General features: G+C 60.0%; 24 protein-coding genes and 1 pseudogene. 12 read left to right on the top strand and 13 right to left on the bottom strand.

The window, feature by feature from the left end; translation table 11 throughout:
* Positions 1–52: 52 nt before the first annotated feature.
* Positions 53–1,273: an adhesin gene (locus RMET_RS31560; protein ID WP_011239912.1), complete on the top strand. Its 1,221-nt coding sequence runs from the start codon at positions 53–55 to the stop codon at positions 1,271–1,273.
* Between the two features lie 57 nt (positions 1,274–1,330).
* Here the strand turns inward: RMET_RS31560 and RMET_RS31555 are convergent, their stop codons facing one another.
* The 5 genes from RMET_RS31555 to RMET_RS31540 form a co-directional block, all read right to left on the bottom strand.
* Positions 1,331–2,152, bottom strand: a complete 822-nt coding sequence (locus tag RMET_RS31555) for a hypothetical protein (protein WP_011239913.1) — start codon at positions 2,150–2,152, stop codon at positions 1,331–1,333.
* Between the two features lie 97 nt (positions 2,153–2,249).
* Positions 2,250–2,447 carry a YqaE/Pmp3 family membrane protein gene (locus tag RMET_RS31550; RefSeq protein ID WP_011239914.1) on the bottom strand — a complete coding sequence of 66 codons (198 nt, stop codon included), beginning with the start codon at positions 2,445–2,447 and terminating at the stop codon, positions 2,250–2,252.
* Positions 2,448–2,548: 101 nt separating this feature from the next.
* On the bottom strand, positions 2,549–2,881 hold the full coding sequence (locus tag RMET_RS33405; protein WP_011514909.1) for a PLDc N-terminal domain-containing protein: 333 nt from the start codon (positions 2,879–2,881) through the stop codon (positions 2,549–2,551).
* Between the two features lie 41 nt (positions 2,882–2,922).
* A complete protein-coding gene (locus RMET_RS31545) occupies positions 2,923–4,101 on the bottom strand; it encodes a FlhC family transcriptional regulator (protein ID WP_011239915.1) in 1,179 nt (392 codons plus the stop codon).
* 1 nt (position 4,102) lies between these two features.
* Positions 4,103–5,281: a coiled-coil domain-containing protein gene (locus tag RMET_RS31540; RefSeq protein ID WP_011239916.1), complete on the bottom strand. Its 1,179-nt coding sequence runs from the start codon at positions 5,279–5,281 to the stop codon at positions 4,103–4,105.
* Positions 5,282–5,355: 74 nt separating this feature from the next.
* Here RMET_RS31540 and RMET_RS31535 point away from each other — a divergent pair, with 74 nt between their 5' ends.
* The 7 genes from RMET_RS31535 to RMET_RS31505 all read left to right on the top strand — a co-directional run bounded on the left by RMET_RS31535 (position 5,356) and on the right by RMET_RS31505 (position 10,931).
* Positions 5,356–6,375 (top strand): IS30-like element IS1086 family transposase, encoded by a 1,020-nt coding sequence (locus RMET_RS31535; protein WP_011239917.1) that lies wholly within the window; start codon positions 5,356–5,358, stop codon positions 6,373–6,375.
* Between the two features lie 701 nt (positions 6,376–7,076).
* A complete protein-coding gene (locus tag RMET_RS31530; RefSeq protein ID WP_011514908.1) occupies positions 7,077–7,385 on the top strand; it encodes a hypothetical protein in 309 nt (102 codons plus the stop codon).
* Between the two features lie 98 nt (positions 7,386–7,483).
* Positions 7,484–7,915, top strand: a complete 432-nt coding sequence (locus RMET_RS31525) for a hypothetical protein (protein WP_008649407.1) — start codon at positions 7,484–7,486, stop codon at positions 7,913–7,915.
* 7 nt (positions 7,916–7,922) lie between these two features.
* Positions 7,923–8,705 carry a hypothetical protein gene (locus tag RMET_RS31520; RefSeq protein WP_011514907.1) on the top strand — a complete coding sequence of 261 codons (783 nt, stop codon included), beginning with the start codon at positions 7,923–7,925 and terminating at the stop codon, positions 8,703–8,705.
* A gap of 11 nt (positions 8,706–8,716) precedes the next feature.
* On the top strand, positions 8,717–9,289 hold the full coding sequence (locus RMET_RS31515; RefSeq protein ID WP_011239918.1) for a single-stranded DNA-binding protein: 573 nt from the start codon (positions 8,717–8,719) through the stop codon (positions 9,287–9,289).
* Between the two features lie 265 nt (positions 9,290–9,554).
* Positions 9,555–10,622: a DUF7146 domain-containing protein gene (locus RMET_RS31510; RefSeq protein ID WP_011514906.1), complete on the top strand. Its 1,068-nt coding sequence runs from the start codon at positions 9,555–9,557 to the stop codon at positions 10,620–10,622.
* Positions 10,623–10,718: 96 nt separating this feature from the next.
* Complete coding sequence (locus RMET_RS31505; RefSeq protein ID WP_008649401.1) at positions 10,719–10,931, top strand: hypothetical protein; 213 nt, start codon at positions 10,719–10,721, stop codon at positions 10,929–10,931.
* A gap of 75 nt (positions 10,932–11,006) precedes the next feature.
* Here the strand turns inward: RMET_RS31505 and RMET_RS34435 are convergent, their stop codons facing one another.
* Entirely contained in the window at positions 11,007–11,138 is a 132-nt protein-coding gene (locus RMET_RS34435; protein ID WP_011514933.1) for a hypothetical protein, read from the bottom strand.
* Between the two features lie 491 nt (positions 11,139–11,629).
* Complete coding sequence (locus tag RMET_RS31500) at positions 11,630–12,655, bottom strand: PRTRC system protein D (protein WP_011239920.1); 1,026 nt, start codon at positions 12,653–12,655, stop codon at positions 11,630–11,632.
* 1,128 nt (positions 12,656–13,783) lie between these two features.
* On the opposite strand from RMET_RS31500, the gene RMET_RS31495 reads away from it, so the two are divergent.
* Together RMET_RS31495 and RMET_RS31490 are read left to right on the top strand one after the other, a co-directional pair.
* Complete coding sequence (locus tag RMET_RS31495; RefSeq protein ID WP_011239921.1) at positions 13,784–14,938, top strand: integrase domain-containing protein; 1,155 nt, start codon at positions 13,784–13,786, stop codon at positions 14,936–14,938.
* A 613-nt stretch (positions 14,939–15,551) separates the two neighbouring features.
* Positions 15,552–16,688: a hypothetical protein gene (locus RMET_RS31490; protein WP_011239922.1), complete on the top strand. Its 1,137-nt coding sequence runs from the start codon at positions 15,552–15,554 to the stop codon at positions 16,686–16,688.
* Between the two features lie 392 nt (positions 16,689–17,080).
* On the opposite strand, the gene RMET_RS31485 is transcribed toward RMET_RS31490, so the two are convergent.
* A complete protein-coding gene (locus RMET_RS31485) occupies positions 17,081–17,827 on the bottom strand; it encodes an AbiU2 domain-containing protein (RefSeq protein WP_011514905.1) in 747 nt (248 codons plus the stop codon).
* A 473-nt stretch (positions 17,828–18,300) separates the two neighbouring features.
* Between RMET_RS31485 and RMET_RS31475 the strand changes: the two are divergent.
* Together RMET_RS31475 and RMET_RS31470 are read left to right on the top strand one after the other, a co-directional pair.
* Positions 18,301–18,573 (top strand): annotated as a pseudogene (locus RMET_RS31475) (HU family DNA-binding protein); the annotation flags it as partial.
* A 23-nt stretch (positions 18,574–18,596) separates the two neighbouring features.
* Complete coding sequence (locus RMET_RS31470; protein WP_029306690.1) at positions 18,597–19,514, top strand: hypothetical protein; 918 nt, start codon at positions 18,597–18,599, stop codon at positions 19,512–19,514.
* A gap of 90 nt (positions 19,515–19,604) precedes the next feature.
* Here RMET_RS31470 and RMET_RS31465 read toward each other — a convergent pair whose 3' ends face one another.
* From RMET_RS31465 to RMET_RS31445, 5 genes are all read right to left on the bottom strand, one after another.
* On the bottom strand, positions 19,605–20,495 hold the full coding sequence (locus RMET_RS31465; protein WP_011239925.1) for a DNA/RNA non-specific endonuclease: 891 nt from the start codon (positions 20,493–20,495) through the stop codon (positions 19,605–19,607).
* 53 nt (positions 20,496–20,548) lie between these two features.
* Entirely contained in the window at positions 20,549–21,139 is a 591-nt protein-coding gene (locus RMET_RS31460; protein WP_008648655.1) for a hypothetical protein, read from the bottom strand.
* 94 nt (positions 21,140–21,233) lie between these two features.
* Positions 21,234–21,479: a hypothetical protein gene (locus RMET_RS31455; RefSeq protein ID WP_011514902.1), complete on the bottom strand. Its 246-nt coding sequence runs from the start codon at positions 21,477–21,479 to the stop codon at positions 21,234–21,236.
* Positions 21,476–21,736, bottom strand: a complete 261-nt coding sequence (locus RMET_RS31450; protein WP_011239927.1) for a DNA methyltransferase — start codon at positions 21,734–21,736, stop codon at positions 21,476–21,478. The genes RMET_RS31455 and RMET_RS31450 overlap by 4 nt, the downstream gene beginning before the upstream one ends.
* A 27-nt stretch (positions 21,737–21,763) precedes the next feature.
* Positions 21,764–22,714 carry a phage Gp37/Gp68 family protein gene (locus RMET_RS31445; RefSeq protein ID WP_029309938.1) on the bottom strand — a complete coding sequence of 317 codons (951 nt, stop codon included), beginning with the start codon at positions 22,712–22,714 and terminating at the stop codon, positions 21,764–21,766.
* Between the last annotated feature and the right edge of the window lie 296 nt (positions 22,715–23,010).

Genomic DNA, 23,010 nt, shown 5'->3' with positions numbered 1-23,010 from the left:
CGCGGATAGACTGCCCGGCCGTTGGCCGGGCTTTGGCATAGGAGAGTGGAATATGTTGATGTCGAACTACGCTATGGGGCTGGCGCTGAGCAGCGTCGCACTAATGGCATCGGTGCCGTGGACGTACGCGGAGATTGAAGAGGTTCAGTCGGTCGGCACGGGCAACTACATGGCAAACATCGCTTCGGCCGTGAATACCTACACATTCGAGGCATTTACGGACCTGGCGAAGAGCCCGACCGTCCCGACCAACCTCACGGTGGGCGGCAAGACGATTGGGGTGGCAAGTCCGCTGCATCCGACGGTCCAGGATCTCATCAACTTTGGACTTCTGCCGATCGGCTACACGGACATCAGCCCGCTGGGTCTCTCGTTCCGTGTGGACCTGACGCCAACAAATTGCGGGGCTGACATCACCGCGTGCTCGATCCCCGGTCTGGTGTACTCGACGACCGGATACCGGGACGCTGTTGGCCGCGTTCGGACCGACCTGCTGGGTCTTGCTGTGGCGAAGGCTGGGCAGGACGCCGGCGTTTCGTATGCGGAGACGCCGGCCACAATCACCGGCATGTCCGCCAGCTGGTCCACGGTGAATCCGGTTGCTGCACAGCCCTCGGGTGTGCTGGCGATGCGGACCGGATCGAGTTCGTTGCTGGCCCAGTCGATGAACCAGTTCTACAAGCGAGACGGCTCGCTGAACTTGACCGGCCCGATGGACGCGAACAACCAGGCGATGAATCGAGTTGGGAATTTCCAGTCGAATGGGTCCGTGTCGGCGGCCGGAAATGTCGCCGCTAGCGGTAACGTGACGGGAAACGTCTTGGCCGGCAATGGGGTCCAATCCTACGGAAATGTATCTGCAGCTGGAAACATGTCGGGAAACGGCGTGTACGGCAACTACGTCCAGTCCAACGGCAATATGGTAGCAACTGGTCAGGTCGTCGCGAGTCAACTGACCTCGAATGGTAATGTTAGCAGCGCGGGAAACGTTACAGCCAATGGGTATCTATTTGCTGCCGGCGCAATTGTCCCCTCGGCGGCAGGCGGACAGCAGGTCTACGATGGCCAAGGTTGCGGTGATCCTCAAGGGTCCATCCGGAGCGATTCCGCGGGCAAGATCCTGTCTTGCCAATCTGGCGTGTGGCGCAGTGTCGGCGGGGGTGTCGGCAAAGCGGTCGCGCAAGTCTATATGGCCAACTGTAGCGATTTGATGGTTCGGTACACTGACGGAACGGAGGGGTTGGTCAGTAGGTTCGGATTCACCTGCAACTAGCGGACAAAAAATATCGGCCAGCATGGCTGGCCGATATCTACTACGAGCTACGGAGAATCACTGGCACTTCAGAATCACTACGCCCGTGACATCTCCGCTCGACGGTGTGGGCATTGCGTAACCGATGGCGAGCAACGGTTGGGACTGGGACGTCCCGAGCGTTTGGACGTGATGCAGAACACCATTAGATTGCGTCACACCGTTCAAGACGGTGCCGACAATGTTTGCCGTTGCGTGCGCGTCAGAGCCGATAGCCACATCAAGGTTGAGCGTTTGCAGCGTAGGGCCATTGAGGTCAATTACCGCAGTGGCGGAATTCAGCTTGCCGACAGGGAAGTTTCCGGACACCGCTGTTGGGCTGGTCGACGCGATTTGGGTGCACGCCAAGGTCTTGCCAATGCCCAGAACTTGCAACAACTTGAGTGGCGTGCCGACGGCATAGTGATCGCCCTGATTCACGTTGACTGCGCCAATCGTCGACGAACCATCGGTCCAGCGGCCGATCGCGTAGTCCCCATTTCCGGTCACATCGACCACCTTACCGCTGGTCAGCGTGATAAGGCTGTTGGCGTCGATCCCGACCTGTGTGTATGCACCGCTTTGCGTGGCTTTCTGATATTGCGCGGGAAATGCCGCATGCGAGATTGACTGGAAGGCCGGCCGAGTCGACGTTTCAGTATGCGGCACATACACGACGGCCAACGGGTCCGCCTGAACCGCTGCCGCGCTGCCCTGAACAGTGATAGACGGCGTCGGCGGCGTCGGTGTTGCCGGTTGCTGCGTGACAGCAGCGCTGTCGCCACCGCCGCCGCCACAGGCGGCGAGGGTCAGCAGTGCAGCAGCAGAAACGATGGAGAGAGCGATTTTGGTCTTTTGCATTTTTTCTTCCTCTGTTGTTCAAGATGGACCGCGATTCGGTTTCGAACCGCTTGATTCCATCCTACGGGCTTAATCCGCAAGTCAAGCCCGCAAAAAATTATCGACCGCGGCTATTGAGGGCAGCCTGAATCTTCTTGTCGGTCTTGTACTGGCTTAGCGCGTAGGTCGACCAGATCGCAGCCGGAATCCACCCGATGATCGTGAGCTGAAGGATCAGGCAAATAATCCCCGCAAAGGGACGGCCGATCGTGAAGAACTGGAACCAGGGCAGCAGGATCGCGAGCAGCAAGCGCATTTCATCAATGTCAAAAGTGGCAAGGACCGCAAGAATACAAGATTGCGGACCGTCCTTGTATCGACGGAGCAGTTCTAGGTCTTAACCCCCAATAAGGGGGGTTACCGTGAGCGGTACAGCGTTGTCCCGCAGTGGTTGCAGATGTGGTATTGCCGGACCTTAATGAAAGCTTGCTCCCGCCACACCCGGATGCTGCGCGACCCGCAGCGGTTGCAAGACATACCGCCCGCAGCATTGCCGGGATTTGTCCGAGCGTACTCTTCGACCGTGGGTAAGCCTCGCCGGGTCAGCGCGAATGCAATTAGCCCGAACCAAGAAAAAACGAAGCAGGCGACCGTCCACGCCCATTTCGAACGTTTCTCCTTTCCAGACCAACGGAAAGCCAAATAGGCGGGCAGGAAGAAGTTGAAGCCGATCGTAATCCAGTCTTTCACAAATGCTGCTCCATGGCAGGGTGATTGGGAAGCGAAGTCTACTATTTACGGCGACGATTCCCACCGCGCGTTGCAGTCAGTGTTCCGTTGCAGCAGGGACACGTAAAGGAATGCAACAGTTCGATCTTGTCCGATGAGTTGGATGCCAGATAAGGCGTGCCGCATTTCCGGCAAGGCCAGACCGCGAGCTCCTCGCTCATGGCCATTGATCGTGCCAGGTGCATGGAACGCTCAGGCGGCACCTTGCAATCGTCGGCAAAAAACGTTCTGTTGATGTCGATGGCGGCGACGAAGCTCTCGGGCGTCGACACTTCACGCGCGATTGCAGAGCGAAACAGCCACATCTGGAAGGTCGATTGCACGCGGCGGGGCGGGGTCTCGATGAACCAAGTCAAGGACGAAGGTGGCTGGCCAGACGGCGACGATCGGCCATGGATCCTGCGGTACGCGTCGCGGGCGACCTCGAGACTGGTATTGAAGAGCGAAGACACGCTCTTGGCACGGCACCCGAAGTAGAGGAATGCTTCGAAGAGGGCATCGCGCACAAAATTTTCGAGGCGGAACTTGCCCCACGGCTCCGAATGCGGCAGCTTGTCCGTACGCATTGGCGACGACTCCATCAGGAAGTGCGCAATGAGTTCGCGCGTCAGCCTTCCCGCGTGGGTCTCCAACCAGAACATCTCGTCAGCGAAACGCCAGTGGAACAGCGGAACCAGTCGCTCAGATATGGCGACATCCATTTCGTGCTGTGGAACCGAGCGGAGATAGGCGGCGAGTTCATTGGAGATGCCGATCAGTGGGGCGGCCAGCACCGACATGTTCAACATGTCATAGAGCGCTGTGATGTAGGACCGATTGGTGTGCTCGAGGGCGAGCCGCTCGACGATTGAGAGATCCGCCGGCAAGGACGCCTGCAACCGCTCCATGGTAATCGTCGGGATCCCTCCCTCGATGAACGACCGCCAGTCTGCGACGGAGGAGAGCGCGGGTGCGAAGGCAAGGAACGGGGTGCAGAAGACCTTATTTGAGTGTGTCTGATCGCTACGCAACGAGAACAGATCGCTATGGGTAACGCGGAAGACGCGTTCCAACTCCGGGCGCACGGCCACGGCGTTTACAACGTAGTTGCTGATGCGAAGATTAGCCGAGAGGGCGCGATCCTGGACCCAGCTTGGCAAAATGAACTGCTCGAAGATCGAGCGCGAGGGGTTCGTTTGCATGTCAGGCTCCAGTGAGGCCAATCAGTTCGTTATGGAAGGACTCAACCCGACGGCGCAGCGACAGCAATGCCGCGCCGTGTTCCTTTTTCTTGATCGATTTGATCGTCGCGCGGAGCTTACTCAGTGCGTCGTCTAAGTCGGCGCACAGTCCATCGATGCGAAGTGCTGTGCTGCGGGAATCTGCCGCCTGAGACTCATGCGCTTGAATCTGGACGTTGATGTCACCAAGGTGTTGCTGGGCCTCGCGCAATTGCGCCTTGGCCTCATCAAGTTGCCGGTTGGCCTCGATTACCGCCTCTGCAACGTCCTTGTACTCCGGCGGCACCACTTCGACCCGGACCTCCCTGACAACCTCTCGGATCTTCGATTCAGCGAGGGTCTTCTGCAGTGCGGTTTTCTCGGTGGTCAGTCGCTGCACGAGAACCTGCAGCGACTCGACGGTATTCGCCTGTGAATTCAACGCTGCCGTGGAGCGGTCCAGTTGCTCCTTCTGCGCGAGCTTCTGGGCGTCGGAAACGTTTGCCTGTTCTCGCATGGCACGCATCTGGGCTTCGAGGTCACGCTGGCGCTCGAGGCTCTCGTTCAGCTGGTCTTCGGCCGCCTGGAGCGTAGCCATGACGCTGTTCAGCTCCTGGTGTGTTTTGCGCGACCATTCGATGTACGGGATGATGTCCTTGCGCGAGTACGTTTCATCGGCCTTACGTGCATCAATGAACCGCTGGATCTCCTCTTCCGTAATGTCCGCGCGCTTCAGGATGGTCAGTTCGCCGAGGTTCAGAAAGGTGATGGCGTCTGCGTTGTCGGAGAAGTGGTGAAACGCCTGGAGATACTTGATAGCCGAACCTCGAGAGATTCGCAGCGCCTTGGCGGCGAAGGAATACAGCAAGGCATCTGCCTCGCTCTGCGCGCGCTCTCCAGCCCCGAAGCGCTTCTGGACTGAGGTCAGGATCGCGTGATAGATCTGGAACATGCGCGAGCCGATGGCGGTGTGCTCGCTCAGGATGCGTCGGCGAGAGAGTTCGATCTCTTGCGCCGCCTGAACGATCCGGCCTATTGCCGCATTGTCGACGTACTGGCCCAACTGGTGAACGGCCAATTCGCGTAACGAGTTCGATGCGCTCGGATTAACGATATCGAATCGCGGCTTCTCGTCTTTGTCTTCGTTTCCCTTGTTATCCATTGTTGCCCCGTCATTAAAGGAGGGCGGCCTCAAATCTGAAGTGCAACACCTTGCCATTCGGTAAGGTGTGGTGAATGACGAGAACGAAGTACCAACAACTACAACCCGAAGAACGCATGCGCATCGAGATTTGGAAGGCAGAAGATGTCAGCCTGCGGGCCATGGCCCGCAGGCTTGGCCGCGCGCCTTCGACACTGATGCGTGAGCTTCGCCGCAATGCCACCGCCCGTGGCGGCTATGGCGCAATGAGCGCACAAGCCTGCCGTACGCAACGCCTCAAGGCCAGCCGTCCGGTCGCTAAGCTCGCTCCTGATGGCGTATTGTGGGGCGTGGTGCGCCACTTCCTCGATCAGAAGTGGTCGCCCCAGGAAATCTCCGCTACGCTCAAGCGGGCCTTTCCTGACCAACCCGACCTCAACGTGTCCCACGAGACCATCTACAACGCCATCTACGCATACCCGCGGGGTGAGCTGCGCCGCCAGCTCATCGCCTGCTTGCGACAGGCCCGAACCAAGCGTCTGCCGCGCTCGCGTGGAACCGACCGGCGCGGCCAGATTCCCGACATGGTCAGCATTCACGTGCGCCCGCCCGAGGTGAACGACAGGCTGATGCCCGGGCACTGGGAGGGCGACCTCATCAAGGGGGCGGGCAACCAATCCGCCGTAGGCGTGCTGGTTGAGCGCATGAGCCGCGCCGTACTGCTGGTCAAGATGCCAGACGCCACCGCTGCATCGGCTCTGGCCGGCTTTACCGGGAAGCTGCAATCCCTGGTGGCGCCGCTGCGCCAGACCCTGACCTACGACCAGGGTCGAGAGATGGCCAGGCACGCCGAACTGAGCGCCGCCACTGGCGTGCGAGTGTACTTCTGCGACCCGCACAGCCCCTGGCAGCGCGGCACCTGTGAGAACACCAATGGTCTGCTGCGCCAGTACTTACCCAAGGGCACCGACCTGTCCGTCTACTCGCAGGAGGAACTTGACGCCATCGCCGACAGCCTCAACGGCCGCCCGCGCAAAACCCTGAACTGGCACTCCCCGCTACAAGTCCTCGCTCAGGTTCTGGCCAATCCCACGGACCGGCTTCCTGTTCAATAACCAAGGGGTGTTGCGCTTCGCACTTGAAACCGCCGAGAGTGATGCGGACCCGTATGCGCCGCAACTCCTTCAACCTACCACTCGAAAATCAATGTCAAGTGAGACGAGAAACAGATGCAGCGATCAGGCTGAAGCTTATGACGTTATCGAGTACTCGTGAGGACCGAAAGCGAGGCAAAACCATATCGCTTTCAACGTCCAAGCTCGAATCAGCGGTACTTCAGTACTTCTTTTAACGACTTGGGCTTAGGCATTTTAAGGTTAGTGCCACTTCAGGGGGGACTGCCTGTCTATACAGGTTGCGTGATAACGACCCGCTAAAAGGGCGAAGAAAAGGAACATGTTCCTTTCAAAATGGGCGAAAGCTCAGTTCCCGGACGTCTAATTCGCGGTCAAAGCCGCTATACGAGCGAGCCTTGCCAGGCCACTTATTCGGGTGTAGAGTTACCTCACCTCCAGCGTCACAGACGCATCGATATCGCGGTGGCTACCCAGCCTCCATGTCGCGCCGGTAACATCGCGCCACGTACCGCCAATTTCCCCTGATTTTCCGCCGCACATAGATAGCGCCTTTAAGACATGCATTGCATGCCTTAAGCGCGTTGTGATGCGCGCTTCCATGGATTCCTTGCTCGTCCGAGCATCGAAGAATCGCCTGGCATCCGCCAGGAAATCCCTTTTAACGTTTCTCGAGAGAAACCATGGAATCCTTTGCCAACAACCTCATCAAGCGCCCGCTCAAGCTTCTCGCATGGTCCTTGGCCCTGTTTTCAGCTTCGCAGTCGTTCATCGTTGCAATGTTTGTCTCTGCTGTTCTGTTCTTTTACCTGAAGGAGAAGGCGGTCCAGTGGAGCAAGGTCGTACCGGCAGCGCCGAAGGTATCGACGCCGGACAATCCGGCAGAACGTAAGGCTACCCCGGTTCAACCGGCGCAACCGCCCGAGACGCAGTACGAACGCTCGGCAGTGGTTACGCCTATCCGTCGCACCGGAACGCATGACCGTTCCTAACTTCTAGCCGCCCAATTCTGGGCGGCCTCATTCCACCTGTCGCGGGTATTCGATACCCGCCGACAGGTGGGTCTTCGGATACTCGTCCGGAGACCATCTTGGAAACAACGGCAGTAGGGTGGCAGCTGGACTTCTTCGGTGAAGCGGCCGCTATCGTTGTGCCTCCTCCGAAAGTCGATCCACTGCCCGACCCCTCGCTTTGGAGCGAATCGGTTCGGGAGCAGATGATCGACGCGCTTATCAGCTTGGCTTGTGACAGCCGTCGCGGCGACAACATGCCAGAGTCACTAGTCGATTGTGCTGATCTCTTACGTGACCGGATCCGCAACAAGTCTTCACTGGACCTGGAGGACTACTCCATGACCCTCGGCTGGATCTTCGGTTACTGGGACGGTGCACTGCCCTATACCTACGTCTGTGCAGTGTGCGGCGTGAGTCCCGAGGTGCTACAGGACGTCATCCTTAACCATGCTCGCCTGAAAGCCGACCTCGATGAGGTGCGCAGACAGTGCTGCGGGTCTCTTCTCTGATTTCCCCATGTCACTCTTCAATCTTTTCAAGCAAGCGGCCATTTCTTTGCTTGGCCACAAGAACCCTACACCACCCAGCGCGAAAGTTCATGTGGGAACCGGCGCAGACAATGAATTTCAGATCCACATTGGCGGCGTGCCCCATCTCTTTCGGGATGAGGGCGATCGCGTGGTGCATTTCAGGGCCGTATTCGACCGGACGATCCAACACACGGCGTTCGGTGACAAGTTGTTGCCCGAAGTGATGCCGCGATGGAGCAAGGTCGGCGTGCACGACGCAGATGGCGACACCCTGCAGTCCGTTGCGGAGAGAGTCGTGCGTGACGCAAAGCTGAGCGCTTCAGTGTCGCGGCAGGAGGATTCCAAAGCGGAGGTTGTTAGGCAGCATTCCACTGGCCTTCAAAAGGCTGGTCAGCTAGATGATCGTGCGGTGCATCGTCCCCAGACTTCTGCATCTGACGCTTCGTCGTCGACGTACACCGTCGGCACGCTGCTCGAATGGGGAGAAATGGAGTTCCCCAACCGAAAGCCTGGCGGAAAACGCACCTACACATCGTTTGCAGTGAAACTCGATACGGGCGCTGGCGTGAAGACGCTGCAAGGCGAGGGCCTGAAGGATGTCCTGGCTGATGCCCGTTGCAAGGTGGGCGAGCGCGTCGGCGTCAAACGCCTCTATAAAGAGAAAGTTCCTGCATTCGACCAAACGACGGGGCAGCCCCTTCGTGATCGAACAACAGGCGAGCAAAAGCTCTGGGACCGCTGGGTCTGGTCGATCAATCGCATTCATTGACAAGGAAGCATATGGCATCCGTTAACAAAGTAATCCTCGTGGGCAACCTCGGTGCCGATCCCGAAACCCGTTATCTGCCCAGCGGTGACGCCGTCACCAATATCCGCATCGCTACTACCGATCGGTACAAGGACAAGCAGTCCAACGAGTTCAAGGAAGCGACCGAATGGCACCGGATTGCATTCTTCGGGAAGCTGGCGGAAATCGCCGGCCAGTATCTGAGGAAGGGCTCGTCGGTGTACATCGAGGGCCGCATCCGTACTCGCAAGTGGCAGGATCAGTCCGGTCAGGATAAGTACAGCACCGAGATCGTTGCCGATCAGATGCAGATGCTGGGAGGGCGCCAAGGCGGTCAATCGGCTGATGATGACGCGAGCGAGGGCGCTGGACGTCGCGCAAGCGAAGACCAGTTGCATGGTCAACGTCATCAGCAGCGATCGACCAGCGGCGGTGCCAGCGCACGCAATGCGCAACAAGTCGGCTATGGCGGTGGCGGCGCGCAGCGTGATGGATTCGACGGGTTCGATGAGGAAATTCCATTCCATGCGGTGAGGGCGCTCGACGGAATTCCCTTCCGACGCTAAGGCGCATCGAACGAAGGGCGGGCGATAGTCCCATCGACCGCCAGGTCACACTGTGTCGTGCATATTTTCCCTACTTCTGCCGGAATCCGGCAGAAGTAGCGGCATCTCTCCTGTCTGCGCGGTCCTTGCCGCAATCCACCCACTTCCACCTACGCATGACGCTATGCTGAAAAGACCTTCTGGTTAAACCGGGATGTCTTTTGAGCAAGCGTTCCTTCGCCTGTTTTACAGGCATCGACCCACCAACTCCCTCAGGAGTCATCCCATGCAAGATATCAGTGTGATTGTGAAGAGCTGGAAGGCAGAGCAGTGGGACGCCCTCATCGCTCAGTATCTGCCAGCCGGCATCCTCACGGATGCCTTCTGGCGCGGTCGCCCTGGTCCCTGCCCGATATGTGGCGGCAAGGACCGGTTTTCTTACACCAGAAACCGCGGTCGCGGCGACTGGGTGTGTCGCAAGTGCAATAACGGCAGTCCCGCTGGTGGCGACGGTCTAGAGTTGATCCGTCGATACACCAACATGTCCTACTCGGAGCTGAAGCGTCGGCTCAATGGACAGTGCAGCGAGCCACTTCCTCCGGTTGCGGCACGGGTGCCGGCGCGCGAAGTTGTGCCGCCAAGTGAGCTGATGAGGCGCGTCATGAAGCAAGTCAGCAAATCGAAGCCGGTTCAACCTGGCGATGCAGCCATGCGCTACCTCGCGGCAAGGGTGCCGGGGCTACGCGCCCCCATCCCGCAGTCGCTACGCATGGCCGAGCAGGACTATTGGCACGAGCGAAAGGTGGTTGGGAAGTTTCCGACCATGATTGCCGAGTACAGGCTGGCAGATGGCAGGCTAGCCACTGTGCATCGTACGTCGTTGCATCCGGATAAGCCGGAGAAAGCAATAGTCGTGTCGGATGATGGGGAGATCCTGCCTAGCAAGCGCAACTACACGGGCGCGCTGCCGCTGGATGGGGGCGCTGTCCGATTGATGGCGCCGCGTCATGGCGAAATCGGTGTGGCCGAAGGCATCGAGAATGCCTACGCCGCATACATGCTGTTTCGCGTGCCGACCTGGTCTTGCCTGAACCGAGTGCTGATGAGCAAGTTCGTGGTACCGAACGACCTTGGGATTCACACGGTGCACATCTTCGCTGACTTTGACAAGGTCGATGCGAAGACTGGGAAATCGCCAGGCATGGCCGACGCGCTCACGCTGCAAAAGCGCCTTCGGCGTGAAGGCTTCAACGTTGTGCTGCATCGACCGAAGGTTCGGGGCAGCGATTTTTGCGACGAATGGCGCACGGTCTATCAGTTGCGCGAGATCTCGCAGCAGGCGGTCGCCGCCTAGTTTTCTTCCGCCGCATACGCGGCAAGCCTCAATTTCTGCCCTGTGGGTTCGCCCACAGGGGCGGATTCCCTTGTGGCAGTCTCAACGGAGAATGCAATGCCACAGAAAGGATTTACGATGATCGTGAACAAGCTGCACATCCAAGCCATGCGGAGCACTGCAACTCAGGATGTCCAAGCGTGGAAGTCAGAGGCACAGTTCTTCCACGTCTACAGGAAGGACGCAAGCAACAGCTTCACGCTGGTCGAAAGCAATCTTTCGTATGAATCGGCGGTGGATTTCTGCCTTGCCCCTGGCACGCTTCACTGATGTGAGCCCAAACCTTAAACAAAAAGCCCAGCGATCATATCGCTGGGTTTTTTTTTTGTGGCGTGCGCACTTGGCCTACGCTTTCTTGCGTGCCTTGGCACCTCGGTAGACTGCCACGACAGCTTCCACCACGCAGTAGCAGATCACGGTGCCGAAAACGAATCGATTAATGTCATGGTTGGTCGAGAGGAAGTCGAAAAATTTCATGTGGATCTCTCCGTCAGGTTTTCTGTAGCTTGCCACATAACTGTTGGCGGTCAAGCCCTAGGCTAGTACCGGGCCATAGCGTCATTAAGCGCTCCAATGTCGATGCCGGCCAAGGGGTCGACGAGGTCGCTATCATTCCCCTCCATCGCGCCTTGCATTGGTCCTGTCGCTGCAGGAGGCGCAGCTACCGTCGGCACTGATAGCGGTGCCTCGTTGTGTGGTCGAGGCACGGCACCTCGCATTATCGGCTCCTGAGTTATGGGAGCAGGCGTCCGCACTGGCGTGGAATCTAGGCCGCCCGCCGGTGAACCTGACACTGGTGGCCAGACCACGGCCTCTTGCCCGCTGGCCCGTCCTGACTGGAGTCCCCGCAATGCCAACATGCGCAGCATGAAGGACCGCTCTCGTGGATCTGAGAACTGACGCAGGTAAGCGAGCAAATCTGGCTCGACCAGCGTCACGGTCATTTGAACCTTATCCATGGCCTTACCTTACGCGGCTCGGCTTGCCTGCCGAGTGGCGGCACCGATCGTGTAGAAGCCGCGCACATTCGCGAAACAGGGAGAGTCCATCATGTGGATGGGGTTCAGGGGAAACGCAGCGCGAATGGCCGGTGCATAGAGCTGCGCGCCGCCGCCGGTCAGGATGATGGCACGCAAGTCGTCGGTTCGGCCGACGCGCGTCTGGATTTCCTTTACGGGCTGATTCGTGAGCGCCATCGCTTCAGACAGATACGGTCCCATATCCAGATCCTCCCCAAAATACACGAGCGGCTTGGCGTCCCTAATGGCCTGGTCGATGCGCTCGATGCCGACATCCGGTTGGTTGCGGTCGGCAGTGATCAGGCTTGCGACCTGCTGATAGATGCGCGCTGCGCCGCCTGGAACGCCACCGCTGCGCGTGTCGTCGACCGTGTAGCCGCGGGCGACCACCCAGTCGGTCGTGAAATAGCCAACATCGATGACAAGATACGAGTTGTCGGGGTCGTATTGTTTGCCGCGTTGCTGAATATAGTGAATGAGTGTGCCAAGCGGTTGGGGCAGTGGCAGCACGCTACCGACATGTATGTCTCCCCACCCAAAATTGTGCGTGCCTGCGAAACGCTCTTTGAGGTGGGCTGCATACTTTTGCGTGTTGTGGACCGGCAGGCCGAGCACGAGACGGTCCACTTCGCGCGCGCCGGCGTAGTGCAACGCTCCTGCCAGTAGAGCGGCGTAGCCGGCGGTGGTCGCGAAGTCCTCAGATAGCGAACGGCCGGTGTGCACATGCGCGCCACTGATCGATACGCCGGGGCCGACCTCATACCGCGCACCGTCAACTTCGACGTTGAGGACATTCCGGCCTTTGAACACGCCCCCGCCGAAGGCGTTGAGGGAGCTGTTTGCTGCGAGCGGAGCAAGCGACGGGAACATGTTCGTTGCGATCTCGGCGCCCATTGCCCAAGCGGTTTTCGTATTGCCGTAGCCTACGTCGATGGCGATGGTCGGGTGCTTGATAAGTTCGTTCTGTTGTTTCATGTCAGCTACCTTGATGGATTGAGTTTGTTTCGGTCGATGCTCCATCGGGAGAGAGTCTGCGTCCTGGTCCGAGCAAGTCCCACCAAGTGGCACTTGGCGGCGCCATGTCCTATCTAGTGCCACCATGTCCGAGGACTTTGATGGCACATGGTGGCACTTGATTTGCCCAAGTCCCACCTGCTCCGACGTGGACCGACTTCGTGGCACATCGCTATCACCCACTCTACCGTTGAAAAGCCGAAGTCAAGCGCCGAAAGCTGATCGATTTGCGGTGTGATACGTTGCCAGTGATTCGTTCCGTGGTTTATGCTTGGCGCACCTACCGCGTCCCCGACGCATCGACTCCGCCGCCATTGCGCGGCACAAAACGGCCTTCGATCCTTCCGTACGGAGGGGTACTGCAGGGCTCACTGTTCATGCCGGAAATTGCACCGGCTTTTTTTTCAATCAAATCAAGTGGACCGTGTCGGATAGTGAGGACACCGGACACCGCGATACCAAGCCGATTGGCGGTCTGTTTGTGAAAATAGACCGTAGTGCGGACAATTCCGAAGCCGGACACCGGACAGGTGCTCTGTGGAAATTCCGCGTATGCCCGACACCCTTACAGCCGCGTGGCTGGGTGCGGATCACGAAGCCCAAAACACTGCGGCGGGGATGATCTGACTTTGGGGTGGGGAGCTGCTTTGCGTGCCGAATGACGGCGAACGCAGGCTTCTGAGCAAATATCGATCCGGGGGGCGCCACCGGTACCAGAACGGCGCAACAGGTAATCACCCATCACGGCAAGGGCCGCAGGCGTGTGGACGCAATCCACGCGAAGGCAGGCTCGCATCCAGAGATGCACCGGATAGGGTGGCCGCGCAAGCGGTGCGTGAGGCGAGAGCCTTGCATGTTCGCGAAGCGGACGGTCACGACGCATTGCTTCCATGCTCAGGGCCGATCGGTTTGGCATCGCTAAAGGACCGGAAGAGTGGTTGTAGGACCGGCAGGGTGGGCCGGCAAGCTGGGGGTGGTACCCCGGTGCACCAAGCGGGCAGGGCCAATTCGGGGTTGGCGCCGCCGAGAATTGGGTTGCGCAGATTTGCGCGGCCGGCGGGATGCGCTTAGCGCGAATAGGAATCCGTCATGCTGAAGACAATCAACCTTCGACCAATCCTGGACCAGTACAACCTGCCCGAACGTTTCAAGGCCGAATTCGCGGTATTGGCGAGCGAGCACCTTCACCTACCGCACAGCGGCACGCGAGTCAGCGGCCGGTCGCTGTCGCAGATGTCTCAACGCCAGAGGGCGCAGGCGCTTCTTGCGATGATGGTGGAGTTACGGCGCATCGGTGGAATGGCGGTGACATCGCCGTATGCAATCCGGCAGAAGCACGTTCGCTGGCTTGTCCGCTACTGGGTAGAAGATCGCAAGCTGAATGTCGGCACTGTAGAGTTGCGGCTGACGCATCTGCGCGCCTTCATGTCGTGGATGGGCAAGGTCAACATGGTGGGACGGATCGACGACTACACGGCGCGCCCGGAGGGTTACGTTCGCGGCTACGTCGCGAAAGAAGATCGGTCCTGGGAAGGCAAGGGGATCGATGCTCTGGCGAAGGTTGCCGAGATTGAGGTGACGGATCGGCACGTCGCGCTGCAGCTGAAACTTGAGGCCGGATTTGGATTGCGTGCGAAGGAAAGCTGGCGGCTGCGTCCTGCTCTGGACATCCTTCCATCGGGCATGCTGCATGTCCACGATGGCACCAAGGGCGGCCGGCCGAGACGCGTGCCTATCGAATTCGACTGGCAGTACGACCTGCTAGGGCAGGCCGCGCGCTTGGCGCAAGCGACCAATCCTGGGAGGGAGTCGCTCATCCCGGCGACCTATACGCAGAAGCAATGGCGCCGGCGTTTCTATACGGTGTTGGAGAAGCATGGTGTCACCAAGAATGGCGCTGGCGTGACGGCACACGGGCTTCGCCACCAATATCTGCAGCAGATGTACCAGCGTCACAGCGGGCAGCCCGCTGCCGTCAAGGGCGGGGGCAAGGTTGAGGACGCGGCTGCGCACCACGAGGCCATGCGAAAGGTGGTGGAGGCCGCAGGCCATAGCCGCGCGACAAAGGCCAACGCGTACTTATCGACGTATGCAACGCAGCGCGCCCAGGACAGGCCCGAACCCACGGTCGCAGAGATCGAGGCGGCAATTGCGCAAGCCGACGGTAACAAAGCCGCTGCGGCGAAGGCATTGGGCATTTCGCGCGCCAAGCTATATCGCGTGTTGTCGAAGCGGGACACGTAATGGCCGATATTGTGGGTGGTGGCGCTTTTGGCACGATGAAACATAGCCAAAGTTGCAGGCACGCTTCCCCCGGATTTCCTGTAAGCCTCGCCAGCGCTGGCTCTGGTTAAAGGGGGAAGCCACGGCCATTCGGCCGTCGCGTTTGCCGCGACGCCATTGGCTAGGATGCGGCGAAGCGCATCGTCAGAGTAGAGTTTGTCTACATACATGGGTCATCTAAGCCTCTAGCTGGCTGAGAAACACGCTACAAAGCATCACTTAGCTAAGCTGGAAACGGGGCGGATTCTACGCCAAATATACGAGCAATCCCCCGGCTACCACGACGCCGGCCGCCTCTCTCCATAAGCTGGCAGCAAGCCGGTGGCATTCGGCATGATGGGCGTCCACGTGGGCTTGGCGCAGGCTTGAGGCGGGGCGGATGTTCGTAAGCCGGAGAAGCCGCCGAAACACGCGATCTCGCCCCGTACCCTACCTACCACCACTCCTATCCTCGGAATCGCGCTTGTGGCAAATTCCTTCCGGCTTGCCCGGGCATAGCCGCAGGGCTTCACACCCCGCGCGGTAGAATCGCCGTACCGTCACTTGGGCCGGTGCCGTCCGGCTCTCCGTCGCCATGCCAAAGGCCATCGCCTTTTTCCCGTGGGTTGCCATCAACGGAGCGCGCAGCTTCGGGGCGCTTCGCCTGATTCCTTACGAGCTCGGCAAGGCGCCGGGCGATCTTCCCTACGCAACGCAAGCCGATATTGAGGCGGTACTCGGAGCGTATGCCGAGCATCCGAGGCACCCGATTCGCGCCGCTACCCTGGTCGAGTTCGGCGATTGGCAGACGGGTATGGATATCGAGGATCGGGCGCAATGGCTGTGGGCCTTGCAAAAGCTCGTCGCCTTCGCCGCGCTTGCGAATCGCCGGCTATTCACGGTGGCCTACACGAATACCGATACCTATAAGCTCGTCATCCAGCGGTATCGAGCGGGTGAGGCAAACCGGTTCGGATTTCACACAAGGCGGCGCGACGGCAAAGGTTTGCACAGTTGGGGCACCGATGAGTTTGCCTTTCATCGACCGCACCACGTCAGCCGGTCGTGGTTTTCCATTGACGAGCACTTGCTATGCGCGTTGATGCCGGACATGCCGCCGCACTGGCGCAGTGCCATCGAAGACTATTGCGCGGCGAATACCGATTCGCGCGACATGCCAGACCATACCGAGGCCGTCTTGCTGTATTGCGCGTTCGAATGGCTCTTCGGCTTTAGCAACAACTGCAAGAAATTTATCGATGCGCTCGACCGGACCTTTCCCTATCACGCTGACATGCAAGGTAACGGGCCGCTTGCCGATGATTGGAAAGGGAAATACCAGCACGTGACGAGGCCGCTAACAGCATGGGCCAGCGAGTTTTGCCAAGTACGCGGGCAGTCCGCGCACGGCCTCTCGCGCGAGGTGCGCCGCTTCGTCTGGCCGGTCCACACGCATCTCGCTTTCGCCTCCATGTTGTTTCCCTTGGCGTTCAAGAAAACACTCGCCGATGCCGGCCGTTTCGAAATATCAGAGGGAGACTTGCAGCGTATGCGGCAGATTGACGCCTATGTGTTACATGACCCATTTGCATTCGACTTCACGATGGAAACTGAAGACAACAAGCACCCGTGGTGCGAGCTCGATACCGAGCACACCTTGCGTGCCATGATCGAGCAAAGCATGCGGGAAGTGATGGTGGGCAAAAGCCCCGGCGCCGACACCGAGGCTTGAGGGGAGAAGTGTCCCGCGCACCGTTCATTGCCGCGCGTTGCCGTTTGAAAGGGGAGCGGCATGCGCGGGACGGCGTTGACCATAAGACAACCGGTCGGTCTACTATCGAGCGGCGCCCGCACTGGCAGGCAGAACTCGCCGGGGCGCCATCGGCAAGAGTTCGGCAGCTCGACGCCGTCAAGATCGAGACGCGGGCCAGTCCCTTACATGCTGGCGACCCCCGCGATAGAGATAAAGGCCAGCCGAGCGCCCGCGCCGCCTATGCGAACAGCAGCGCGGGGGGCTGGCTACGTTGTCCGAGGCCGATTCTTCCGGGGCGAAATCGAGGTTCGCGGGATAGAGGCTTCGGCAGGCGCGATGTAGGAGGGTGCATCGATTTCTTGATAAACCCCCTATGACCGAAAGCTAGACTTGGGTAGCTGTTCCAGTGCCTTCATTAGTGCTCGCGTCTCCCGAACAATTTGCTCATGCGGCCTTGAGTTCCTGGAGCTATCGGCGTAGATGCGATTTACCGAGAAGCGAACCGGCGTAAGTAACGGCTTCCGACCGTTGTGCAACAAGCCCCACAGCGCAGAGTGCAAGCGGACCAAGAACGTTGACAGGCGCCACAGGTCAGCGACTTTACCGCGCGCAAACAGTGCTTGAACTTTTGTGTTTCCGTGCGCTTGCCGATGAGCGAGATACTGATGGCGAACCGGCATAATGGCGCGCTCATAGACGCACCGGTATTTCTCAATATTTCGCCTCAGGCGTGCAACGTCCGCCTTAGTTGGATAGTGCGCGGCGGAAAGGTAGGCATCCAGCCACGCTGGGTCGCTCGTCGCACCATTGCGCTTGCGGTGAGCAAGAGCATCTCGACCGAAGATCGTCAAATCGCGCTCCATCGAAATCATGAGCGCTTCGAGGTTGTAAGGAGATTTTTGATCGAAAACTCTACCGAGTGCAATATATGCGGCTGATTGTAAGGCGGCGGTGCAGGATATCCAGAAGGTGGGGGTTTCGTTTAAGTGGTCTAGCAGTTTTTTAGATTGCGACGCGGCATGCTGAATGGTCATCTCCGCATACGTATAGTTGGCAATGACGTTGGCCTCATGTTCAAGAGACTTCAACTGATTCTCGAACGAGTAATCTGGTTTCACGCTGCACTCTGCCCTATATAGTTCTAATTCTCAATTAGAGTAGCATACCGCCAGCGTGAGCCTCCTAGCACGAGATCTTTTGCTGGCGGAATTTGCCTACGGTCCGCACTTCGCACCGTTAGCCAGGCGGCGGCTGAACGGGGCGGGGTGGCAGCTCGAGGATCACGATACCGAGGCTGGAACGATTTTTCGCATTTCGTCCGCCATGCCGCCGGAGAAGGGCGATGTGTTGGGAAAGGCGTTGGGTGTAGCGCTTAAGCAGGCCGACGTCGCGCATCTTAGTCTCGCATGCCAGGGGCGCGCTTACCTCGATGGTTTGAAGGACTTTGCGGAGCTGCCTGCTCGGCCGATAGCGGGCAGGCCAGGCTCCAACTCCGAAAGGTTGTGAATTTGGCGGGTCTTTCCAGGCGAGAGATGAGGTCGAGGCGTGCTTGAATACCTCGGCACATCCAACGCGCAAGGAGAATACCCGCATGACGAAATCTGAACTGATTGACGCCGTTGCTCGCGGTGTCGACGGTCTCACGAAGACCAAGGCCGAGCAAGTCCTCAATGCAACGCTCGATGCCATCGTCGAGGCGGTAGGCCGCGGCGAAACCTTGAGCCTGATCGGCTTCGGTACCTTCAGCAAAGGCGAGCGTGGCGAACGCATGGCGCGCAATCCGCGCACCGGCGAGGAAATCCGGGTCGAGGCAGCCAAGACCGTGAAGTTCAAGGCGGGCCAGCGATTCAAGGATGCGGTCAATGGTGGCCGGTGGCCGGTGACGCGATGCATGCGCCCTCCCCACAATACGTGCCGGTCGCGGAGCTGCTCGCCGGCACCGCGGAGATCCCGCAACGCCTCGATGCGGCGACGATCCGATATCGCGGCGTCACTTGCCATGTCTATGGCGTGCTCCATGGTCTGACGGGTGGCACCAATCGCCAGTACAAAGCTCTGGTCGAAGACGCAATCGAGAATGCCCCGGGAGAGCTTGTCTTTGGCGAGACGAAGTTCGCGAAGCTGTACCGGGGCATCCAGGTCGAGATGGACGACTGGACTGAGATCCCACTGCGCGATGCATTCCGGATGCAGTTCAAAGCCGCTCTCACGCCGATGCGCATGTTTATGGTGGCCGCTGGCATGCGGCGCGAGCGGCGGACGATGGCGGACCGCTTCGGAGCGAACGGGTTTCGTCGTCTCCAGGACATCGGTGGCTCTGCCGCCTTCCATGCGCTCTCGCCCGACGAGCGGCGCAGGATTGCTGGCTTTCCGGAGCCGTACGCCTATCTCGTGGAGAATTGCCGGCGGCGGGCGGGCGGGGGTGATCGCTGCGGGCCTGTGTTTCCGGATCCTGATTGGCGCTGGCTTGCGATGATCGAGCCTGAGCTCAACATCCCGTTGCGAAGCGTCTTCATGCTGGAGTTCGCAGTGGAACGGGCGAGGGTGTTTGGGGGCAGCGAGATATCGATTTTCGTGGGCGAGATTCACAACTCCGACATGGTGTGGCTGGCGGGCTTCGACGAGTCCGCGGTGGACCCGAAGGTACGGGACATGGTGGACAATGTCCGCTGGCGCGCTATCGAGCTTGCGCGGGCGCCGCGGCGCCCTTCCCGGCTCCGCTTCGTTCTGGCTTCGCTGGCGGGGGCATCCATCCCGCTATCCTTGTACTTCGGCCTCGGAACGTGGCTTTGGGCACGAGGCTGACTGTAAATCGGCCAGTATGAAAGCGAAAGGCGCGTCAAAAGGCGCGCCTTTCGTCTTTTTTGAAAGGAACATGTTCCTTCCGGCGGGATGCTACCGCGCGTAGGCCAGCATGAGCGTGGCCAGCGCACCGGCGTGCTGAACCAGCCCACCGAGGGATTCAGCCGCATCCCCTGCTTTGTCGTTTCCAACAAGCCTGGCAAATGCGACACGGCGAGCCGCCTTCTCCCCCGGATGCGGTGTCGGCGGCGGTAGATCCAATGCGACGCCTCGCTTTGTCGGCGCCAGAGCGGGGAACGGATCGATGCCGGTGAAGCGCGACAGTTCGCTAATGCTGATGACGCTGTAGGCTTGCGTCGCATCGTTACGGACGACGTAGGCCGCAGCGCCGACGCCCGGCACATAGATTGCCTTCCACAAATAGTCCGGGATGCGCACGCGGCCGTTCAGCATTCGGGCGGCATTGGTGAATGCCGGACCGGTCACGACATGGATGGCGCCATACTGACGCGCGAGCTTGCGCGTCGATGTCTCGATATGGCTCCAGGTCCTCCGGTTCGACGTGCTGTTCTGAGGCACGACGTTGGCGAGGCTGAAGCTTTCGGCCTGAGACGCCTTGTCTCCGAAATCACCGCTCGGGGCAAGGTGGCCACGGTCGTATCCAGATCGTACGAAGTCTCGCCGCTGCGCACGCTCGCCAGCCGGCAAGCGATCTTCTTCATAGAAATCACTGTCGCGCGGCAATGTACGGGCCGCATCCGCCGCGGCGGCGGTCAGGCGTTCGGCGGACCATAGGGCCGTGCGGGTCTGCGGCGAGTAGAGGACTGCGTACGCGCGGTAGCAGAGCAGCTTGGTGTTGGCGGCAGGACGGCTGGCCGCCGGCTTGCCGGCCTCGAGGATGTTTCCGCATTGCGCGGCGTCCTTGGCGGAGGCGGCTGCCGCGGTGACGGCGAGAAGAAGGGCGACTGTAAGTTGACGGATCATTGCTGGGAGGGCGTCATTGAACACGCTCCCAGCTTGCCCTTTCTGGGCCAAAGTCAAGGCTGCCAGTGATCGGGGAGGCCATCGATAGCCTTACCAATGAACTCGTGCAGATCCAGAAGCGGCCAGTCCTTGTCGGCGAGGGATTCTTCGGCGATCTCCGCGCACAGTGCCGGCACATGATCGAAGCGGATCATCGGTGCGCCATCGATATAGATGATCTTCGCGCGCTTCAACAGTTTCTGGTATCTCGCCGCCTGGGAGATCACGGTCTCCGGTGGATCTACGTGCTTGAACTCGTACCCTGGCTGGGCAAGCGCCGCGGCCATGGCGGCAAACTTGGGTCCGACCGTCTCCCAGTCGGAGGTCGTTGCCGCCAGCAGATTCAGGAAGTAGGGGATGTCCGATGCGGTGAGCGCGCGCCGCGACATCATTGAGACCGCGTTCTGGTCGGCTGGGCGGTGCTCGACGCGGCTATTCCAGATCGCGCTGAGCGTCGTGAACGCGGTGTCCTTGTCCGCAGAGTCCAGGCGAACAGGAGGCGTAGAAATGCCGCATTCTTCACATACGATAACTGCCTGGAGCCGGCCAGAGATGTAGGTCGGGGCGCCGTCGCAGTGGGCGCATTGGAGGAGGCCGCTGGGCATGGGGAGAATCAGGATCGGGAAATGCCGGCATTATGCCTGCCCGCATCCTGTGCCCAACGGTCGGGCGCGACTGACTGTGCGAAAGGCGGCCGGGCTAAGGGACGTCGGTCGCCAGATAGTCTGCCGTCGTATTCAGGAGTTCCTGCAGCGCGGTGTCCTCGAAGCCCTGCAGGATTTCGGCATGGTCGCGCAGCGCGGCGCCAATCTGCCAGAATTCATTAAGCCAGTGGCCAGGCGGACCCTTGGGGCCGCCCAGCTGCCCGGTGGCGATGGCACCGCGGATGGCAAGGACGGTTTCGGGTTCGGGGTATTCGCGTTCGTTGTCGTCGTGCTGCGTCATTGTCGTTTGGGTTGAGTGGCCCATTGCATGGCCGGGTGCATCTGAAAGCCGTCGAACTGGCGGAACAGTTCGGCGGCACCGCGCGCGTATTGCAGGATCCATTCCGTTGCGATCCAGCGCCGACCTAACCTCTCGGCGGCCAGGCCGGTGCGAATCGTCCCGCCGAATGGGTCGACCACAAGGTCGCCTGGCTGGGACAGGAACCGCGTGAAGAAGTCGGGGATGTCGGTAGGCTGCATGGCGCCGTGGGTCGGCAAGCCGAGTGCCTGGGCGGCACGGCTCCATCACTTCGCTCCACGCGCCAGTGCGCGTCCGCATGCAGCGCCGACGTCGAGCGACGTCACAGGGAAGGCGTCATGGACCACCCCGTCCAGCAGCCGGCCGGAGGCCTTCTTGCCGACAGCGTGAAAGGCCGCTTTCCCCGTAGACCCATCCACGACCTGCCAGTGCCCCCATTGCTTGAAGAGGAACGGCACGCCAGCCGAGGCGCATTGGTCGCGCAGGGAACGGGCCCATGCCGGGTGCATTGAGCGGGCGCCGGCGCCGCTCTCACCTCCCACGATGATCCAGTCGAGGGCGCCCGGCTCGTAGTCGTTGCCGGACGTGTGCAACAGTTCGCCGGTAGCAGAGGAGAAAACGTCGACATGGCCGAGCAGCGGCTCCATCGAAAGGAACCGCGTCTTGGCAGGCGTGCGCAGCAGCTTGGGGATATCGCGGTCGGCTTCAGCCTGATTCACGATCGTGGCACCGAGCCAGATATCAGCGGGTGCATTGCCGGCGATCCACGTTGCCAGCCAAGGTACGAGCGGATTCTCTGCACAATCGTCGCGCAGCATCAGCGTGTTGAACGCCTCACCGAGCCGCTTCGTAGCGTTGCCGATGCGCTTGGTCAGCACGAGTTTGTCCAGGTGCGGCGTCTGGCGCCAAACATCAAGCACGTCGATAAGCCATTCGATAGGGACGGCGGTATCGAACACGTCGGCCAAGCTCGCGCAGAAGACGCGCTGGCGGCGGCCGTGGACCGCAGCGAACGCGGCGTGGGCAGCGTTCCACCGAAACATTTTTCGCCAGTTGGCTGCGGAGGTGCGGCGGCGCGGCGCCCCTGGTCCCCAGTTCGGGGCAACGCCCCCGCCAGACCGTTGGTTGCGGGTTTCGGCATAGCAATGGTCGCAGCCCGGGCCTACCTTCTGGCAGCCTTCCCAGGCATTATCTAATGAAACCTTGTTGTTGCGCATTGAGAAGTCGCTGTCACCCAGGGGCTTTGGGCACTGATCAGCGTATCGCGTGTTGCGCATTGAAATTGAGGACAATGAACTTCGGCACCGGTCGTGGCGAATACATACAGGCGCTCGATGATCTTGGCCCGCTCGTGATAGTTTCCGGTGCTAGCTTCAGCCGAGACGGCTGTGCGTCGTCGCGGACGTTGGAGGACGATTTCAACCGAGGGGTTGCTTTGAGCGGCGCATGAATTGTGTCCGCTGGATCAAAATCCCTCTAGGGGCGAGGTAGTAGCCCTGCGCCGCAGGCCATG

The organism is Cupriavidus metallidurans CH34 (genome assembly GCF_000196015.1).
GTDB classification, from domain to species: domain Bacteria; phylum Pseudomonadota; class Gammaproteobacteria; order Burkholderiales; family Burkholderiaceae; genus Cupriavidus; species Cupriavidus metallidurans.
Note: the sequence above shows the minus strand (reverse complement) of the source record. Positions and strands in the feature narration are given on the sequence as shown.

Coding starts and splice junctions, on each gene's coding strand:
- RMET_RS31560 (WP_011239912.1), top strand. CDS start 53: ATGTTGATGTCGAACTACGCTATGGGGCTGGCGCTGAGCAGCGTCGCA.
- RMET_RS31555 (WP_011239913.1), bottom strand. CDS start 2,152: ATGCAAAAGACCAAAATCGCTCTCTCCATCGTTTCTGCTGCTGCACTG.
- RMET_RS31550 (WP_011239914.1), bottom strand. CDS start 2,447: ATGCGCTTGCTGCTCGCGATCCTGCTGCCCTGGTTCCAGTTCTTCACG.
- RMET_RS31545 (WP_011239915.1), bottom strand. CDS start 4,101: ATGCAAACGAACCCCTCGCGCTCGATCTTCGAGCAGTTCATTTTGCCA.
- RMET_RS31540 (WP_011239916.1), bottom strand. CDS start 5,281: ATGGATAACAAGGGAAACGAAGACAAAGACGAGAAGCCGCGATTCGAT.
- RMET_RS31535 (WP_011239917.1), top strand. CDS start 5,356: ATGACGAGAACGAAGTACCAACAACTACAACCCGAAGAACGCATGCGC.
- RMET_RS31530 (WP_011514908.1), top strand. CDS start 7,077: ATGGAATCCTTTGCCAACAACCTCATCAAGCGCCCGCTCAAGCTTCTC.
- RMET_RS31520 (WP_011514907.1), top strand. CDS start 7,923: ATGTCACTCTTCAATCTTTTCAAGCAAGCGGCCATTTCTTTGCTTGGC.
- RMET_RS31515 (WP_011239918.1), top strand. CDS start 8,717: ATGGCATCCGTTAACAAAGTAATCCTCGTGGGCAACCTCGGTGCCGAT.
- RMET_RS31510 (WP_011514906.1), top strand. CDS start 9,555: ATGCAAGATATCAGTGTGATTGTGAAGAGCTGGAAGGCAGAGCAGTGG.
- RMET_RS31505 (WP_008649401.1), top strand. CDS start 10,719: ATGCCACAGAAAGGATTTACGATGATCGTGAACAAGCTGCACATCCAA.
- RMET_RS34435 (WP_011514933.1), bottom strand. CDS start 11,138: ATGAAATTTTTCGACTTCCTCTCGACCAACCATGACATTAATCGATTC.
- RMET_RS31500 (WP_011239920.1), bottom strand. CDS start 12,655: ATGAAACAACAGAACGAACTTATCAAGCACCCGACCATCGCCATCGAC.
- RMET_RS31495 (WP_011239921.1), top strand. CDS start 13,784: ATGCTGAAGACAATCAACCTTCGACCAATCCTGGACCAGTACAACCTG.
- RMET_RS31490 (WP_011239922.1), top strand. CDS start 15,552: ATGCCAAAGGCCATCGCCTTTTTCCCGTGGGTTGCCATCAACGGAGCG.
- RMET_RS31470 (WP_029306690.1), top strand. CDS start 18,597: ATGCATGCGCCCTCCCCACAATACGTGCCGGTCGCGGAGCTGCTCGCC.
- RMET_RS31465 (WP_011239925.1), bottom strand. CDS start 20,495: ATGATCCGTCAACTTACAGTCGCCCTTCTTCTCGCCGTCACCGCGGCA.
- RMET_RS31460 (WP_008648655.1), bottom strand. CDS start 21,139: ATGCCCAGCGGCCTCCTCCAATGCGCCCACTGCGACGGCGCCCCGACC.
- RMET_RS31455 (WP_011514902.1), bottom strand. CDS start 21,479: ATGACGCAGCACGACGACAACGAACGCGAATACCCCGAACCCGAAACC.
- RMET_RS31445 (WP_029309938.1), bottom strand. CDS start 22,714: ATGCGCAACAACAAGGTTTCATTAGATAATGCCTGGGAAGGCTGCCAG.